This window comes from Ruthenibacterium sp., assembly GCF_017421385.1.
Lineage (GTDB): Bacteria > Bacillota > Clostridia > Oscillospirales > Ruminococcaceae > Ruthenibacterium > Ruthenibacterium lactatiformans.
Window position 1 is genome coordinate 1 of the sequence record NZ_JAFOIN010000016.1, and the last position, 15,871, is coordinate 15,871.

At 56.1% G+C, this 15,871-nt stretch carries 15 protein-coding genes and 2 pseudogenes; 15 read left to right on the plus strand and 2 right to left on the minus strand.

Features of this window, described 5'->3' with window-relative positions; all coding sequences use genetic code 11:
• From IIY41_RS01810 to IIY41_RS01850, 9 genes and pseudogenes are all read left to right on the plus strand, one after another.
• Positions 1-119: pseudogene (locus tag IIY41_RS01810) on the plus strand (IS5/IS1182 family transposase); the annotation flags it as partial.
• Between the two features lie 70 nt (positions 120-189).
• Positions 190-540: a hypothetical protein gene (locus IIY41_RS01815; RefSeq protein ID WP_287399403.1), complete on the plus strand. Its 351-nt coding sequence runs from the start codon at positions 190-192 to the stop codon at positions 538-540.
• Between the two features lie 272 nt (positions 541-812).
• Positions 813-1,406, plus strand: a complete 594-nt coding sequence (locus IIY41_RS01820; protein ID WP_270847598.1) for a type IV toxin-antitoxin system AbiEi family antitoxin domain-containing protein — start codon at positions 813-815, stop codon at positions 1,404-1,406.
• Positions 1,403-2,248: a nucleotidyl transferase AbiEii/AbiGii toxin family protein gene (locus IIY41_RS01825; protein ID WP_270847600.1), complete on the plus strand. Its 846-nt coding sequence runs from the start codon at positions 1,403-1,405 to the stop codon at positions 2,246-2,248. The genes IIY41_RS01820 and IIY41_RS01825 overlap by 4 nt, the downstream gene beginning before the upstream one ends.
• Before the next feature lie 152 nt (positions 2,249-2,400).
• Positions 2,401-3,153 carry a hypothetical protein gene (locus tag IIY41_RS01830; protein WP_287399407.1) on the plus strand — a complete coding sequence of 251 codons (753 nt, stop codon included), beginning with the start codon at positions 2,401-2,403 and terminating at the stop codon, positions 3,151-3,153.
• A gap of 210 nt (positions 3,154-3,363) precedes the next feature.
• A complete protein-coding gene (locus IIY41_RS01835; protein WP_147324369.1) occupies positions 3,364-3,771 on the plus strand; it encodes a DUF3846 domain-containing protein in 408 nt (135 codons plus the stop codon).
• A 6-nt stretch (positions 3,772-3,777) separates the two neighbouring features.
• The gene (locus IIY41_RS01840) at positions 3,778-3,915 is read left to right on the plus strand and encodes a hypothetical protein (protein WP_287399411.1); all 138 of its coding nucleotides are present in this window, start codon (positions 3,778-3,780) and stop codon (positions 3,913-3,915) included.
• A 60-nt stretch (positions 3,916-3,975) separates the two neighbouring features.
• Entirely contained in the window at positions 3,976-4,479 is a 504-nt protein-coding gene (locus IIY41_RS01845; RefSeq protein ID WP_287399413.1) for a hypothetical protein, read from the plus strand.
• Entirely contained in the window at positions 4,476-5,441 is a 966-nt protein-coding gene (locus IIY41_RS01850; protein ID WP_287399414.1) for a hypothetical protein, read from the plus strand. Before IIY41_RS01845 ends, IIY41_RS01850 begins: the two co-directional genes overlap by 4 nt.
• Before the next feature lie 447 nt (positions 5,442-5,888).
• On the opposite strand, the gene IIY41_RS14045 is transcribed toward IIY41_RS01850, so the two are convergent.
• The gene (locus tag IIY41_RS14045) at positions 5,889-6,116 is read right to left on the minus strand and encodes a hypothetical protein (protein ID WP_353806289.1); all 228 of its coding nucleotides are present in this window, start codon (positions 6,114-6,116) and stop codon (positions 5,889-5,891) included.
• 224 nt (positions 6,117-6,340) lie between these two features.
• Here IIY41_RS14045 and IIY41_RS14050 point away from each other — a divergent pair, with 224 nt between their 5' ends.
• The 6 genes from IIY41_RS14050 to IIY41_RS01875 all read left to right on the plus strand — a co-directional run bounded on the left by IIY41_RS14050 (position 6,341) and on the right by IIY41_RS01875 (position 15,528).
• A complete protein-coding gene (locus tag IIY41_RS14050) occupies positions 6,341-6,634 on the plus strand; it encodes a TnpV protein (RefSeq protein ID WP_353806290.1) in 294 nt (97 codons plus the stop codon).
• 1,019 nt (positions 6,635-7,653) lie between these two features.
• Complete coding sequence (locus IIY41_RS14055) at positions 7,654-13,140, plus strand: helicase-like domain-containing protein (RefSeq protein ID WP_502709811.1); 5,487 nt, start codon at positions 7,654-7,656, stop codon at positions 13,138-13,140.
• 13 nt (positions 13,141-13,153) lie between these two features.
• Positions 13,154-13,495, plus strand: coding sequence for a DUF3848 domain-containing protein (locus IIY41_RS01860; RefSeq protein ID WP_009322624.1), 342 nt, complete (start codon positions 13,154-13,156; stop codon positions 13,493-13,495).
• Between the two features lie 21 nt (positions 13,496-13,516).
• Positions 13,517-13,858, plus strand: a complete 342-nt coding sequence (locus IIY41_RS01865) for a DUF3848 domain-containing protein (RefSeq protein WP_117460975.1) — start codon at positions 13,517-13,519, stop codon at positions 13,856-13,858.
• A gap of 28 nt (positions 13,859-13,886) precedes the next feature.
• The gene (locus IIY41_RS01870) at positions 13,887-14,336 is read left to right on the plus strand and encodes a hypothetical protein (protein WP_270847616.1); all 450 of its coding nucleotides are present in this window, start codon (positions 13,887-13,889) and stop codon (positions 14,334-14,336) included.
• A 31-nt stretch (positions 14,337-14,367) separates the two neighbouring features.
• A complete protein-coding gene (locus tag IIY41_RS01875) occupies positions 14,368-15,528 on the plus strand; it encodes a phosphoadenosine phosphosulfate reductase domain-containing protein (protein WP_287399419.1) in 1,161 nt (386 codons plus the stop codon).
• A 225-nt stretch (positions 15,529-15,753) separates the two neighbouring features.
• Here IIY41_RS01875 and IIY41_RS01880 read toward each other — a convergent pair.
• Positions 15,754-15,871, minus strand: a pseudogene (locus tag IIY41_RS01880) (IS5/IS1182 family transposase); the annotation flags it as partial.

The window sequence follows — 15,871 nt, forward strand, 5'->3', positions numbered from 1 at the left end:
CTTTTTTGCACCTGAAACGTTGGCGAGGCATTGCTACTCGATATGCAAAAACTACAACATCTTTTCTGGCTGCTGTGCAAATTCGTTGCATTGCTATTTGGTGTACTGTTTTGACCTGATCTTGTGTAGACACTATTTAAGATACAGCAATACATCAAGATAAACGACCTTATTCCTGAACTGCTTGAAATGGTGGATGGCAATGAGATAAAATTCAATCCCGCCTATGAGCTTGCATTTTTAAGACTGGAGGAACAAGCTGTGCTTTATGACATTTTACAGGCGGAGGAAGTAACACCATCACTTTCACAGGCCCAGCGGCTTAAACGTGCCAGCCAGGAGGGACGATTGTCCGAACAGGACATTGCCGCGATTATGCGGGAGGAAAAGGCTCAGACCAGAGATACAGGGAAAGTAACTCTTCCGGCAAAGGAGATCGAGCAATTCTTTCCGAAAAGCTATACGCCCGAACAGAAAAAGAAGATTATCGTAAAGCTTCTGGCAAATTGGGCACGTCAGCGAGGAGCACAAGAGCGGTAGGATGATTTTGCTGAAAAATTCGTTTCCAATTAAAAGAAAAAACATCCGGTATGGTATTGCTTGTTAAGAACATCACCACCTACAAGGAGCTAAAGCCGCTGTACGATGGATACAAGAAATCCCGCGACAAAGAAAAATTCCTGCGCGGGCATGAAAGCGACATTATCCTTATTTGCAATTCTAATGATGCGCCTACGTTTTTTGTTGTTGACGACTACACATTATTTTGATAAAATATAATGTGTGATAGTCGAAAAAGCGAGGTGGTAGCTATGACCGATAAGAAAACGATAAAAGAGCTGTTGAAAACGTCTATGGACGGAACGATCACCGCACAACAGGTGACAGCCGCAGGGCTGCACCGCAGCGTGTTACAGGAGCTTGTAGACAATGGAGAACTGTACCGTTTTGGACGCGGTTTATATGTGCGCAGCAATGCGTGGGAAGATGATTTGTACCTCCTGCAACGCAAGTATGGGCGCGGCATCTATTCCCATGATACCGCACTGTATCTGCTGGGCTATTCTGACCGCACTCCGATACAGTATACAATGACTTTCCCAAAGGGCTATAATTCCCCGTCCTTGAAACAGGAAAACATTTTGATAAAGCGTGTCGTGCCGGAGAACTATTCTCTGGGTGTGATTGAGATAAACTCCCCCTGCGGCAATCCACTTCGGATTTATGATTTGGAAAGAACGCTGTGTGACATTTTGCGCGGTAGCGGCAGCGACATTCAGATCATCACGGGCGCAATGAAACGCTATGCGGCTTCCAAAGAAAAAGACATCCACAAACTATTGCAGTACGCAGATCAGCTTCGCGTGAAGCCCAAAGTGCTGCGCTATATGGAGGTACTACTATGATTACCAAAAACCCAATGCAGCTAAAGGCACTTATCAAAAAGAAAGCAGCGGAAAAGAACATATCAGCCCAGCTCGTTATGCAGAACTATATGCTGGAAAGACTGCTGGAACGAATTTCCTTGTCAAAGTACAAGTACAATTTCATTCTCAAAGGCGGTTTTCTCATTTCCGCTATCGTCGGCTTGGACACAAGGGCGACAATGGATTTAGATACCACCATAAAGGGCTTTACGCTCACCCATGAATCTATCCGCAATATCTTTGCGGAGATTTGTGCTATCGGGGTTGCCGATGATGTGACCTTTGAAATAACGGATATTTCAGATATTCGTGAGGGCGACGATTATCCTGGAATCCGCGTAGGGCTGAAAGCCAACTATGCGCCGATTAGCGTGCCCTTGACTGTCGATGTCACCACCGGGGATATTATTACGCCAAGGGAAATTGAATACACCTTTTCGCTGCTGTTCGATGACCGCAGCATCAGCGTCCTTGCTTATAACCTTGAAACAGTTTTGGCAGAGAAAATCGAAACGATATTGTCCCGCAGTATAGCCAATACCCGTCCGAGAGATTTTTACGACATATATATTCTGTACGCCCTGCGCGGTGCGGAGTGCAATACTAAGATGCTGCTGCAAGCGCTGGAACGAACAGCGGACAAGCGTGGCAGCCGCAAAGTGCTGGAAATCTACCCGGAAATTATTGCGGAGATCCGCGCAAGCGAACAGCTCCGAGGGTTCTGGAAAAAGTATCAGCGCGATTTTGATTATGCCAAGGATATTTCCTTTGACGATGCCTGCGATACTGTCCAGCATATTATGGACGGTATCACAGAGTAATAGTGAGGTCTGAACAAGGGCGTGATTCTGTTGGGTATCTGTATGTGCGAGGAACCCATTCCGATTGATGCGGATAATTGTTTTATTCCCAGCAATCTCATCTGAGAAGTGGTATGAAAACAGGAATAAGAGAAAAGGGGTGATCTTAACGAATGGCAAAGAAGCATGGGCACTATTGCAAGGTCTGCGGAGAATATAAGTCGAATGAGAGTTTTTCCGGCAAAGGCCATAGCGCACATATCTGTAAAAAATGTGCGGTGTTGTCACCGGCGGAGCGTTCCAGGGAAATGACTTTGGCCCGGCTGATGAATCTCCCATATCGTTTGTCTGCGGAACAGAAAGCATGGCTCAAAGGACTGCAAAAGGACAAATGCCCTGAAATTGCAGAGGCCGCCCAAATGGTTTACGCGGAGCATTTTCCTTATGCTGAGAGAAACGAACGAAAACAGCAGCTTCATATCAGCGAGATGACATTTGTTGTCCAGGATGAATTGTGGGACGAGTATGGCGATTCCTTTGATGCACAGATCATGTTTATTCTTGACCGCAAAACAAGGCTCATCTCATGCACCCAAACTGGAGCCTCCAATACAATCGAACTGACGGCGAAAGAAATGAGAAAACTGCTTAACCGCATCGTCAATGCGTGCGAGGTATTCTGCTGGGAAGAAGATTTTTCTCAAGAAATGCCCGATATATTGGGCGAGGAAGAAGATTTTGCTGATATAGAAGTTTCTGAGGATGAAGAACAACCCTCATGGTCGGTTTCAGTCAGTTACTCAAATGGTGAAAAACAGCAAATGAAGGGCTTTGACATCCCCATTCGTGTCAACGAACTGGCGTTGGATTTACTGCAATACTTTGAGAATGATGAAGATGCAGACGATGATGAACCCTATATCTGAAAAACAGAATATCACTTGCAGAGCACCCGATTTCAGGTGCTCTAATTTTATAGAATAAAGGAGGGCAGACAATTTGTGCCCAATATGGGTGTGTCCAAGTATATATTTCAAGAGGCAAGCATGACACACATATCACAAAGCGTTGAATCTACCAGAGTAAAAACACATGACGGAAGTCGAAAAGTTGATGAACGATGAGGTGAATCGAATTTGAAAGTTTTGATCGTAGAGCCGGGGTATTCGCCCTATGAGGCGGACATAGAGAATACACCCGCATCCCTTACGGCGGTTTTGGAGTCGGAACAGTATACCGCAGCGTTCCCCTTTGACAATACGGTGATCGCCGCCGTGTACGGAGGGGATGCAGAAAAGCCGTACAACCGGACGCTGGGCAGCATCGGCCTTGTACAGGGGCGGTTCATCGTGTGCGGCAGCCGAAGGGGCCGGTTTGTGGGGCTGACGCGGGAGCAGGCGCAGCGGTATTCGCGGCGTCTGCACTTTCCGGAAAAATTTGAAGAAAGGGACGGGCGGCTGTACTCGCTGCCCTGCGACCCGAAAATAAAACCAAAGGACGAGCGGCTGGGTGATCCCGGCCGCTTTTCCTTTTTTGAGAGGTAAAGGAAAATGGAACAGGAAGAATACATCGTGGACGGGCACAAGGTGACGCACAGCGTGCATCTTGGCGACAGGGAAATATTCCTTGCGGTGCAGCAGGATGCGCCGCTTCCGTTCTATGTGGGGTACATGGAAGTGAGCTACTAGTTGGGCCTTGCCCGGTTCAGCGGAATAGAAGGCACAACGGAATATACAGAAGCCTGGGAGATGTTCATCCAGCGCCTGCAAAAGCAGATCGAACAGGTCCGCGCGCAGCGCCAGGAACACCATGCGCCGCAGCTCCTGACGGAGGCTGACTGCATCCGGGACAGCCGCGCGGGTGATTACGAGGGCAAGGTGCTTGTAATGCGCCCCGGCGTTCTGCGCCCGGAATACTGGAACGCGGCCCACCAGCTGTATTTTGCAGTGGACGGCAACGGCGCGCGTGCCGGCAGCCACGGCACAAAGGTGTTCTGCATCAACATATATACCGGGGAGCATACATATATCCGCCGCACGGACGTAATGGGGGCTGTCAAGCCGGACCGTCTGCCCGGCTGGGCAAAGGAAAAGGCCGCCGCGCTGCGGCAGGACTACCAGCGTGAAAAGGCCGCTGAAAAACAGCGGCTGGAGGGATTTTTGACGGCACGCAGGGAAAAGGAAACAGGCGAAACCCTGCGCCGCCCACGGGCGGCGCAGACACGCGGAAGGGAAAAAGGCGGGGAGCGATGATGGAGCTGGAAATCCAAACGATGCAGCCGGGGGAACGGCTGTACGCATACAGGCAGAGCACGCAGCTTGAGGGCCAGACAGGCGGCGTCGGATATCTGCGCGGAGACTTTGGTAAGGATGGCCGGGAATTTTTCACCACCTGGGAGGACGGACATGGCCGGTACAAAACAGATGCGTTCAGACAGGAGTTCGACCGGGTGGTCAATACCCTGCGGCAGTCCGGCGGCCTGTTTTCCGGCAGAAGTGAAATGGCGCGCTTCTGCCACGACCACGCAGACGCAGGATTTGACGGGAACTACTGCAGGGAATACGGATTTCGGATCAACACACAGCAGTACAGCTATCTGCTGCGCTGCCATGCCAATCCGGGCGACTACAATTTCTATTTGTTCGCGTATATGACGGAGCATCTGGACCGGCACATGGAGAATGCCGGGCGCGGTATCCGCTTCATCACGCCGGACTACAAAGAGTTGTTCCGAATCCCGGACGGCGATAAGGTCCGGATCACATGGAGCGACGGGGAACGGATCGAGCATACCTGCAGATATATTGACGACTGCCATCTGGAGCTGGGCCGGGGCATGGACGGCATCCGGCACATCTGCCAGCTTGCGGAGCAGCTCCGGCAAAACGGCGGCACGGTCATCCCGCTGCGCTCGTCCCTGCCGGAGCAGTGCTACAACCTCCTGCCCAGCACGGGCGGGATCATCCTTGTTAAAAAGGGAGAAACCGGCTTTTTCAAAACCGATCTTCCAGACATGGGGCGGGAGAAGAACCGCGCGTTCGTTTTGGAGACAAACGAAAAGCTGGGCGTGAGCCGCGCCCAGGCCGCAGCGATGTTGGCAGGCTCGATGTTCGGCTGGCAGACACAGGCCGCAGACCCGTGCAGCTATGACGAACAGGGGCGCATTCTGACCCCGAAGCAGAGATTCCAAAAAGAACGGGGCGAAGCCCGGTAAAAACGAAAACAGGAGATGAGCGGCGATGCCGGTGAACAGGCAGACCGTCCGGGAGCTGTCCCGGACAACGCTGTACAACATTACGAGCAGCGGGCAGGCGTGGCGTGCGTTCCTGGACGCCGCGGCGCGTCTGTACAAATACAGCTTTCCGGAGCAGGTGTTGATCTACGCGCAGGAGCCGGAGGCGACGGCGTGCGCGGCGAAGGAGGTGTGGTATACGCGGATGAAGCGGAGCCTGCGTCCGGACGCGCAGGCCATCGCGCTGCCGGACCCGCACAGCCATTTCGGGCGTCTCAAATACGTGTTTGACGTCAGGGAAACGCAGCCGCTGCCGGGCGCGCCGGAGTTCCGGCAATGGAGCCTGCCATTTGAAGCGCTGGAGCGTGTGACGGACAGGCTGGGACAGGAATATGGGATTTCCCGGGAACCCGTGGTGGCGGACCGCGTTTACGCGCTTGTGATGAACGCGCCGCGGGAGCTGTATCCGATGAAGCTGACGGCGATGCTGCGTGCGGCGGACGCAGAAGGCCGATGGTCCGGGCAGGACGACGCCGCGCTGGCCCGGCAGTTCCACCAGCTCGTGGCGGACAGCGCGGCATACATGGTGGGCGTCCGTGTTGGCGTTGGAACGGGTGCGGTCACGTCGGACGCGCTGGAAAGTATCACGCGCTTCAACAGCTCCGGACTGGCCGCACTCGCGGGCACTTATGCCAGCCGTCTGGCCGCGTCGGTGCTGCGGGATGTCGAACGCGCGGCCAGGGAAAACGACAGGCTTGCATTTCCGGCCCGCGGCGTGCAGAATGAAGGCAGAGAGGAATTTTCACATGCGGCTGAAGCTGCAAAGGAGGTACAGGACAATGACATATACAACACGGAACGGAGTGCGCTACCCGAACCTGATGCTGGAGGAACCGGAGACAGCACCGGGCAAATACGGCCTGCTGCGCCTCAGATATCTGGAGAAAAGCGACCCCGGTCAGCTGAACACCCTGCTGCTGGAGGGCGCGCTGAACAGCCATCTGGCACAGATCGACCGTCAGGTGCGCGGGCAGGTGGAGCAGACGATGGAGCGTCTGGTACAGCGTACGAAGCTGCCGGACAAACAGACGGACCCGCTTGGCTGGGCCGGGACGATGAACAGCCTGCGCCAGCAGGCGGAGGAAACGGCGATGGAACTGATCTACGGCAGCTGAGCCTGTTCCCGGCAGAAGAAGAGATACAGGAAACAGGGCGTTCCGACACGGAGCGTCCTGTTTCTTTGTCTCCGGATGAAATAGACGATATCCTGCGCTGTGACAGGGAATACAAAAAAGGCTGCAAAAAACAGGATATCGAATCCTTTTTCAGCACCACCATGGATATGCAGGAACGCAAAGCCTTTCTGGCGGACGCCATGGGACATATATATACGGAGCTGTTCATCGGAAACCACCGTTACGGATACTGCAACCGGGGCAACGGCACAGTGGAATTCTGGCGCGGCGGTTATCTGTCCGCGCGGGCGAAAACAACGCTCACGCTGTTGGAAGTGGCGGAGCGCGCGGCGCAGCTCATTGAACAGGGAACATACCGGCGCGAGGCCCCGCCCGCCGCATTTCCCATCGTGGAGGACGCGAGGGAGGAGCAAGCGGATGGAACGGAGGCTCCGAAAACGGCGCGGGCCGGGTTCAGCGAAGCTGAGATCAACGCGGTGCTCTGCCATGGCTCCGGTTTTTCGAAGGGGAAATTCCGCATTGCCGAATGGTATGGGGGAAAGCACACGGAAAAGGAGACCGCGGATTTTTTGAAGCACGAATACGGCGTCGGCGGGATGACATGGACATTTCTGGACGGCACACACGGCAGTGTGGACTACAACATGTACGGCAGGCCGGGCATTTCCGTGATACGCGGCACGGGTATGGACGCACCGTACCAGCTTTTGAAATGGCCGGAGGCGGCCCGGCGCATCGGACGGCTTGTGAAAGACGGCCTGTACCTGACGGACGAGGAAGAACAGCAATATCCAGAATGGAAGCGGGAAAAACAGGCGCAAAAGTTGAAAGCCGTGCGGCGGGATGCTGCCCGCGAGCCGCCCGCCCCGCAGCGTCCCTGTGCTGTGGACGACACCGTATACCTGGAGGACGGCAAGGCGTTCCACATCGTGGAGATCAGCGGGGACGGCGTCCGCCTGGAGGACGCGGATTTTCCGCTGCTCATGCGGAAGGAAAGCATGGAAGCCTTTGCAGCGCTGCTCCGGGCGGACACGCGCAACGCGCAGCTTTTGCCGCCCGGTCCGGCGAGCGGGCAGGCTGTGTACACAGAAGCCCCGCGGGACCTTTCGCTGCCTTTCAGCGGGGACCGTTATCTGGACCTGAAGGATCAATACAACCGTTACGCGCTGGGCTGCGGAAACGATGCGTATTTTTTGTTTTACGACGAGGACGCGCGCGTTGTATCGGGAGCGCTGCACACAAAGGTGCTGCATGCCGATGTGCCGCCGCTGGGCGAAGTGGATGTTACGGGCTTCCTTAAAGAGCAATGGCCCGCATATTTGAAAAAGCTGCTGTGCGCGGGCGTGGATACGGCGCTGTTTGAGCCGGGCGCGGGCCAGCCGGAGCCGGTCAGGCTGTGCCGTGCGGCAGAGGCGCTGCCGCGGGGCGGCATCATCGAGATCGAGGGCCGGGAGCACAGCATCACGGAAGTCAATTTCAAGTCGCGGACGGTCATTCTCAAGGACATGGAGCCGGAGCTGGGCCAGCCGCGGTATACGACGATGGACGTGTCCAGCGCCTATGACGCATTTCAGGAGGACGGCCAGCGGATGGCGGAGCTGCCGCAGGCGGCACAGGTACAGAAGGATACCCCGCCTGTGCCAAAGCTGGATTACCGCTATCCCACGGAGAATGCATCTCCGGGCGGCCCCAAGGCGCGGTTTGCGCTGAATGCCGCGGCCATCGGGACCCTGCGCCGTATCGAGGACGAGGGCCGTATGGCCACGGCGGAGGAACAGGGCATATTGGCGCGGTATGTGGGATGGGGCGGCCTTGCGGACGCCTTTGACGGAGAAAAAACCGAATGGGCGCAGGAGTACGCACAATTAAAATCCCTGTTGGATGAATCGGAATACATGGCGGCGCGCGCATCCACACTGACGGCATTCTACACGCCGCCCACGGTGATACGGGCTATGTACAGCGCGCTGGAACGCTGGGGCGTGACGGGCGGAAACATTCTGGAGCCGTCCATGGGTGTGGGCGCGTTTTTCGGCTGCCGCCCGGAGCAGTTTGATACAAACCCCACCGGGCTTTACGGCGTGGAGCTGGACCATATTTCCGCGCGCATTGCAGGGCAGCTCTACCAGTCGGCGCACATCTATGCCTGCGGCTACGAGAAAACGGCACTGCCGGACAGCTTCTTTGACTGCGCCGTGGGCAATGTTCCGTTCGGCAGCTTCGGCGTACATGACACGCGGTACGACCGGGAGCATTGGCTCATCCATGATTACTTTTTCGGCAAGACCATCGACAAGGTGCGCACGGGCGGTATCATCGCGTTCATCACCTCAAGCGGCACGCTGGACAAGGCGTCAGGCAATGTGCGGCGGTACATCGCCCAGCGGTGCGAATTGATCGGCGCGGTACGCCTGCCCAGCGACACGTTCCGCCAGAGCGCGGGCACAGAGGTGACGTCGGATATCCTGTTCCTGCAAAAGCGCGAACGCATGGCGGACCGGGATGAACCGTGGCTGCATGTGGGAAAGACCGGGGACGGCGTGCCCATCAACCAGTATTTTGTGGAGCATCCGGAAATGGTGCTGGGCGATATGGTGATGGAAAGCGGCCCGTTCGGCCCCCGCTCCGTTTGCCGCCCGCGTCCGGGACAGGACCTGGGCGCGGCGCTGCACGCCGCGCTGGAAGGGCTGGACGCACGGCTCCCGGCGGCGCTACCGCTGGAACAGGCGGAACAGGAGATCGAGGCGCTGCCCGCGGACCCGGATGTGCGCAATTACAGCTTCACGGAGGTGGACGGCAGGCTGTACTTCCGGGAAAACTCCGTCATGCGCGCGGTGGAGCTGGACGGGGCGAATACGCGCCGCGTGCGGGAGCTGATCGCGCTGCGCGGCCAGACGCGCAGGCTCATGCAGGTACAGCTTGACGGGTGCGGAGACGCGGCGGTACAGCTGGAGCAGGACAGGCTGAACCGGCTGTACGACAATTTTGTGCGGCGGTATGGCCGCATCAACAGCCGTGGGAACGCGGGCGTATTCCGGGACGACAGCGGATATTTCCTTCTGTGCGCGCTGGAGGTGTTCGATGACGAAGGAAACTTCAAGTGCAAATCGGACATGTTCACAAAGCGCACCATCCAGGCGCGCAGGCCCGCGACCGAGGTGGGGACAGCCAGCGAAGCGCTGGCTGTTTCCATTTCCGAACGCGCGTGCGTGGACCTTCCATATATGGCGCAGCTCCTGCGCACGGAGGACCAGGACGGGATCATCCGTGCATTGCAGGGCGCTATTTTTCGAGACCCGTCGCGCGTGCGGGAGGGTATCCCGGAAAGCGGCTGGGTGACGGCGGACGAATACCTGTCCGGGAATGTGCGGGAAAAGCTGCACACGGCACAAAAAGCGGCGGAAGCGGATGCGGCGTATGTAGTCAATGTATCCGCTCTGGAGCAGGTGCAGCCCGCGCCCGTTGAAGCCGGGGACATCGAGGTGCATCTGGGCGCTACATGGATACCGGTGGATGTTGTGAAGGATTTCATGGTGGAGCTGCTGGAGCCGTCCTGGAATGCCGCAGCGGTGATGGAAGTGATATATGTCTCATACACAGGCCAGTGGAACATCACAAACAAGGCAAAGGGCGCGGCGGCCAATGTGAAAGCAAACGAGACATATGGTACAGAGCGCATCAACGGATTTCACATTCTGGAAGCGTCGCTGAATATGCGCACGGTAAAGGTGTACGACACAAAATACGACACCGTATCCTGCCGGGAAATACGGGTTCTGAACAAAAACGAAACGATACTGGCGCAGCAGAAGCAGGACGCCATCAGGCAGGCGTTCCGCGACTGGCTCTTTAAAGACCCGGCCCGCCGTGAACGCCTTGTGAAGCTGTACAACGAAAAATTCAATTGCCTGCGCGGGCGGGCGTATGACGGCAGCCATATTTCCTTTCACGGCATGTCGCCGGAGATCGTGCTGCGGGAGCACCAGCGCAACGCCGTGGCGCGCATCCTTTACGGCGGCAACACGCTGCTTGCGCACGTTGTCGGGGCCGGGAAGACCTACACGATGGCAGCGGCGGCGATGGAGGCCAAACGCCTGGGGTTGTGCAGCAAAAGCCTGGTCGTTGTGCCAAACCACCTGACGGAGCAATGGGGTGCGGAATGGCTCCAGCTGTATCCCGGCGCGAATATCCTTGTGGCCACGAAAGTGGATTTTGAAACCGCGAACCGGAAAAAATTCTGCGGGCGCATTGCCACGGGAGACTACGACGCGGTGATCATCGGGCATTCACAGCTTGAGAAGATCCCGCTGTCGGCGGAGCGGCAGGCGGCCATGCTCCAGCGCCAGATCGACGAGATCACCACGCAGCTTGGCCTTATGGACAGGGATACGCCGCGCTTTACGGTCAAGCAGATGGAACGGACGCGCAAGGGGCTGGAAACACGGCTGGAGCGTCTTAACGACGACAGCCGCAAGGATGATGTTGTGACCTTTGAAGAATTGGGCATTGACCGCCTTTTCATTGACGAGGCGCACAACTTTAAGAATCTTTTTTTGTACACAAAGCTGAGAAATGTGGCGGGTGTTGCGCAGACGGAAGCGAAGAAATCCAGCGACCTGTTTGCCAAATGCCAATATCTTGACGAGTTGACGGGCGGGCGAGGCGTGGTGTTTGCCACAGGCACGCCGATCTCCAACAGTATGGCGGAATTGTATACGATGATGCGGTATCTGCAATACGGTATGCTGCAGGACCGGGGCCTGACGCTGTTCGACGAATGGGCGTCCACGTTCGGGGAAGTGACCACGTCGGTGGAGCTGAAGCCGGAGGGGACGGGATACCGGATGCGCACGCGGTTTTCCCGGTTCTACAATTTGCCGGAGCTGATGGCGCTGTGGCGCGAGGCGGCGGACATCCAGACAGCGGATATGCTGAATTTGCCTGTGCCGGAGGCGGAGCGGAAAAATGTTGTGGTAAAGCCCACAGACATCCAGCGGGAAATGGTGGCTGAACTGGGCGAACGCGCCGAGGCGGTGCGGAACGGGAATGTAGACCCCAGCGAGGACAACATGCTGACGATCACAAACGATGGCCGCAAGCTGGCGCTGGACCAGCGGCTCATCGATCCGCTTCTGCCGGATGAGGCGGGCAGCAAGGTCAATGCCTCTGTGGAGGAGGTGTTCCGGCTCTGGCAGGAATTTGCATCCACCAAAGGGACACAGCTTGTATTCTGCGACCTGTCCACGCCAAAGGCTGAGAAGAAGATCAAATGCATGACGGACGGCGTGGCGGCGGTACAGGCGGCAGCGTTCAGCGTGTATGCCGATGTACGGGACAAGCTGATCGGGCACGGCGTGCCGCCCGGCGAGATCGCGTTCATTCATGACGCGGACAACGAAAAGAAAAAGGCGGAGCTGTTCGCAAAGGTGCGCTCGGGTAAGGTGCGCATCCTGCTGGGCAGCACGCAGAAAATGGGAGCGGGCACGAACGTGCAGACGCTGCTTGCAGCGGAGCATCATCTGGATGTGCCGTGGCGGCCAAGCGACATAGAGCAGCGGGAGGGCAGGGCCATCCGGCAGGGAAACACCAACAAAAAGGTGTTCATCCACCGTTATGTGACGGAAGGGACGTTTGACTCTTATTCGTGGCAGCTCATTGAGACAAAGCAGCGGTTCATATCCCAGGTGATGAGCGGCAAAGCGCCGTCCCGTTCCTGTGAGGACCTGGATGAAGCGGTGCTGTCCTATGGTGAGATCAAGGCGCTGTCCACAGGCAATCCGCATATTTTGGAGAAGGTACAGCTTGAAACGGACGTGACAAAGCTGCGGCTTTTGAAATCAAGCCATGTGTCCCAGCGGTACAGGCTGGAGGATATGCTGCTGCTGGAATATCCGCAGCAGCTTTTGGAGCGGCGGCAGAAGATCGGCGCCATTGAAAAGGACATCCCCCGGCGCGACGCGAACACACCGGAGGACAGGGAGCAGTTTTCCATGACGGTCATGGGCCGGGAGTACACGGACAAGGCCGCGGCGGGCGCTGAGCTGTTGGCTTTGTGCCAGACGGTGGTGCAGCGCGGCGAAGCGATGGAAATAGGCTCATACCGCGGGTTTGCGATGCGGCTTGAATACCGTGCGATGGAACAGGCGTTTGTCGTGGGCCTGCGCGGCGCGGCGGTGTATTTTGCGGAGCTGGGCACGGATGTACAGGGCAACCTTGCCCGTCTCAACAATGCGCTGAACGGGATGGAAGCCCATTTGAAAAAGCTGACGCAGGAGATATCGGAGATCGAAAAGCAGCAGGAAAATACCCGGCAGGAGCTGGAGAAGCCGTTTGCACAGGAGCAGGAGCTGGCTGAAAAGGAAGCGCGGCTCTCGGCGGTGAACGCACTGCTGAACATCGACGGGAAGAACAGCATCCCGGATTTGATGGACGATACGCTGGATATTGAGCCGCCGCAGCGGGCGGCGAAGGACTATGAGAGATAACAGAGGGAGCTTTATGAACAATACGGAACGATTGATCGGAAAAATGAATGATGAGCTGGCGGCTTTTGTGGCCGGGCTGGAGCGTCTGCCCGTACAGGATGTGATCGAAAAGGCTGGCGAAATTGCGGTGAAAACAGATATGGCGCTGCTGGTGGAAGAAGCTTTCCTTGGCCCAAAAGAAACAAAGGCGCTTTTGGGCATGCGCATGCCGCTGGAATATTTGTATCAGGAGTACCTGAAAAAGGATACGGGCCTTTCCAATGTCCTGATCGACCATATGCAGGATGCGGCGGCAGAGGAAGCCGGACGGCAGCGAAAAAGAAACCGGGAAAGAATTGCGGGCGAAGCCCGATAGAAAAAACGGAGGATACAGAACATGACAAAACAGCAGATGAAAGTGATTGCGCAGGCGGAGCATGAGATGTTTTGCCTGCGGGACCTTTTGGAGGGCAGCGTGCCCGCAAAGGTGATGAACAGGGCATATGAATATGTCATCAAGCAGGACCTGCTTTCCGTTTTACGGGAAACGCCGCTTACCCACCAGCAGCTTTCTGTTTTGACGCCGCAGCGCAGGCCGCTGGATTTCCTTTACCGCCTATGGCTGAAAACAGAATATTCGCACATCGACGCGCTGCGCAGGGCTGTGCGTCGCGAGACGCGGCGCATCTATCTCAAGCGCCAGACCGAGGCGTTCCGAAAAGAGCATCCGATGGGATGAATCTATTTGTAGGAGATGACGTGACACAATGGGTTATCAGGAAAGCCTTATATACATCCAGCCGCAGGAGCAGGTTGGGCAGATTGTAAAAGAGTATTTCATGGCGCGGCAGCAGGACCCCAGCGGGCGTTTCTTAGCGGACATTCCCGCCGCAGTCAGGCTGCAGGCCCCGCTGAAAGGCTGCCCGGCGGGTTCCGTGCTGCTTTGGGCAGCGGGCGAGCGCAGCAATAACATGCTGCAGGCGGCGATGCCGGACGATTGGAGACTGCCCGGATTTTGCACGGTGCGCACGATCCCGGTGGAGGATATACAGCATTTGCTTGACCATGCGGTCCGGGACGGGATCGAAAATGAGCACCTTGCATACAACAGAAGCTTTAAATATATGCCGCTGGACCTGTATTTTGTCGAATATGTGTCGATGCGGGAGCGGCGAAAAACGAACAGGGAAAAAGGAGGCGGCGGGCCGGAGCGGTAATTCGCTTCGGCCTTTTTCGATGGAACATCAAATGAGCTTTACAAAAAATGCGCCGGATGAAGAAGCCGTGCGCCTGCTCCGGTACTACGAGGGGCTGGCACTGCACTACGATGTGCGGGGCTATTGTGTTTGTACCAGTGAGGGAAAAGACAGCCGCGTGCTGGGGCATCTGATGCGCCGGGCCGGAGTGCGGCATTTTTATATGCATAGTGTTACAGGCATCGATCCGCCGGAGCTTGTCTATTTCCAGCGTGCAAATTTCCAGGCATACCGCGATTTGGGGTATCTGACCTATGATGTGATGTACCAGTATAGTATGTGGAAATTGATGCGCATAAAGAAGATCCCGCCGCTGCGCAAGGTGCGATACTGCTGCGAACATCTGAAAGAGCGTCCGGTGCCGCAGCAGGGCCGGGCGATCCTGTCGCTGGGCGTGCGCAAGTATGAGAGTGTGGGACGGAGAAAAAAGCGCGACGAGTTGGAGATCGCATCGGACAAAAAGCGCGGTGACAACATCATCATGCCGTTTGACAACAGTGAAAAGCGAAGGATATTCGAGACCTGCTATCAGGACAACCAGAGGAGGATCAACCCGCTGGCGTACTGGACGGATTCGGATATCTGGTCCTATTCCAAAGATGTGGGGCTGAAGCAATGCAGCCTGTATGATGAGGGATTTACGCGGCTTGGCTGTATCGGCTGCCCTATGGCGCGGCGCGCGGGACGTGAGCAGGAGTTTCGCCGCTGGCCAAAATTCAAGGCGCAGTATCTGCGCACGTTTGGCCACATGCTGGAGGACAGGCGCGCGCTTGGCCTGCCGGTTCTGGAATTTGCCAGCACGCCGGAGCAGTGGTTTGAATGGTGGCTGAACGACAAGGCGGCGGACAAAGCAGACGGGAACCAGCTTACGCTTTGGGGATACGCAGAAGACCGCACGGCACAGCCTGCCCGGCTGCTGGACGATATTGCCTGGGAGCTTGGCGTGAATATTTCGGATTTGCGCCTTGTGCCGGAAACGAAGCGCCAGGCACTGGACATTATGCGCCATATGCGGGAAAGAGAAAGATATCCGCTGCACATGTGGGAGGAAGCTGTCTGTTATCTCACAGGAGAGAAGGTACAGTTCGGGGATTACGGAAAGATAGAGGCGTATTTTATCGGCAATACAAATTATGCAGCGGATCAATTTTGAGCATGGCAATGAACAATGAAAAACCGCAGCCTCCTGGCTGCGGTAAAGACGATTATTCAGGCAGAGCCATGCCAAGCTTATCCGCGATCTCGTCCAGCTTCATTCCGGATTTCTGTGCCTGTCTGACAAGGAATTTGATCTGATCGGCCTTGCTTTTACGCGGTTTGCGTTTTTTCGGCGTAAGTACATCTTTCTTTTTAACTTCTAAATAGTGTCTACACAAGATCAGGTCAAAACAGTACACCAAATAGCAATGCAACGAATTTGCACAGCAGCCAGAAAAGATGTTGTAGTTTTTGCATATCGAGTAGCAATGCCTCGCCAACGTTTCAGGTGCAAAAAA

Coding starts and splice junctions, on each gene's coding strand:
- IIY41_RS01860 (WP_009322624.1), top strand. CDS start 13,154: ATGAACAATACGGAACGATTGATCGGAAAAATGAATGATGAGCTGGCG.
- IIY41_RS01825 (WP_270847600.1), top strand. CDS start 1,403: ATGATTACCAAAAACCCAATGCAGCTAAAGGCACTTATCAAAAAGAAA.
- IIY41_RS01865 (WP_117460975.1), top strand. CDS start 13,517: ATGACAAAACAGCAGATGAAAGTGATTGCGCAGGCGGAGCATGAGATG.
- IIY41_RS01875 (WP_287399419.1), top strand. CDS start 14,368: ATGAGCTTTACAAAAAATGCGCCGGATGAAGAAGCCGTGCGCCTGCTC.
- IIY41_RS01840 (WP_287399411.1), top strand. CDS start 3,778: ATGGAACAGGAAGAATACATCGTGGACGGGCACAAGGTGACGCACAGC.
- IIY41_RS14050 (WP_353806290.1), top strand. CDS start 6,341: ATGCTGGAGGAACCGGAGACAGCACCGGGCAAATACGGCCTGCTGCGC.
- IIY41_RS01820 (WP_270847598.1), top strand. CDS start 813: ATGACCGATAAGAAAACGATAAAAGAGCTGTTGAAAACGTCTATGGAC.
- IIY41_RS01870 (WP_270847616.1), top strand. CDS start 13,887: ATGGGTTATCAGGAAAGCCTTATATACATCCAGCCGCAGGAGCAGGTT.
- IIY41_RS01850 (WP_287399414.1), top strand. CDS start 4,476: ATGATGGAGCTGGAAATCCAAACGATGCAGCCGGGGGAACGGCTGTAC.
- IIY41_RS14055 (WP_502709811.1), top strand. CDS start 7,654: ATGGAAGCCTTTGCAGCGCTGCTCCGGGCGGACACGCGCAACGCGCAG.
- IIY41_RS01815 (WP_287399403.1), top strand. CDS start 190: ATGGTGGATGGCAATGAGATAAAATTCAATCCCGCCTATGAGCTTGCA.
- IIY41_RS01830 (WP_287399407.1), top strand. CDS start 2,401: ATGGCAAAGAAGCATGGGCACTATTGCAAGGTCTGCGGAGAATATAAG.
- IIY41_RS01845 (WP_287399413.1), top strand. CDS start 3,976: ATGTTCATCCAGCGCCTGCAAAAGCAGATCGAACAGGTCCGCGCGCAG.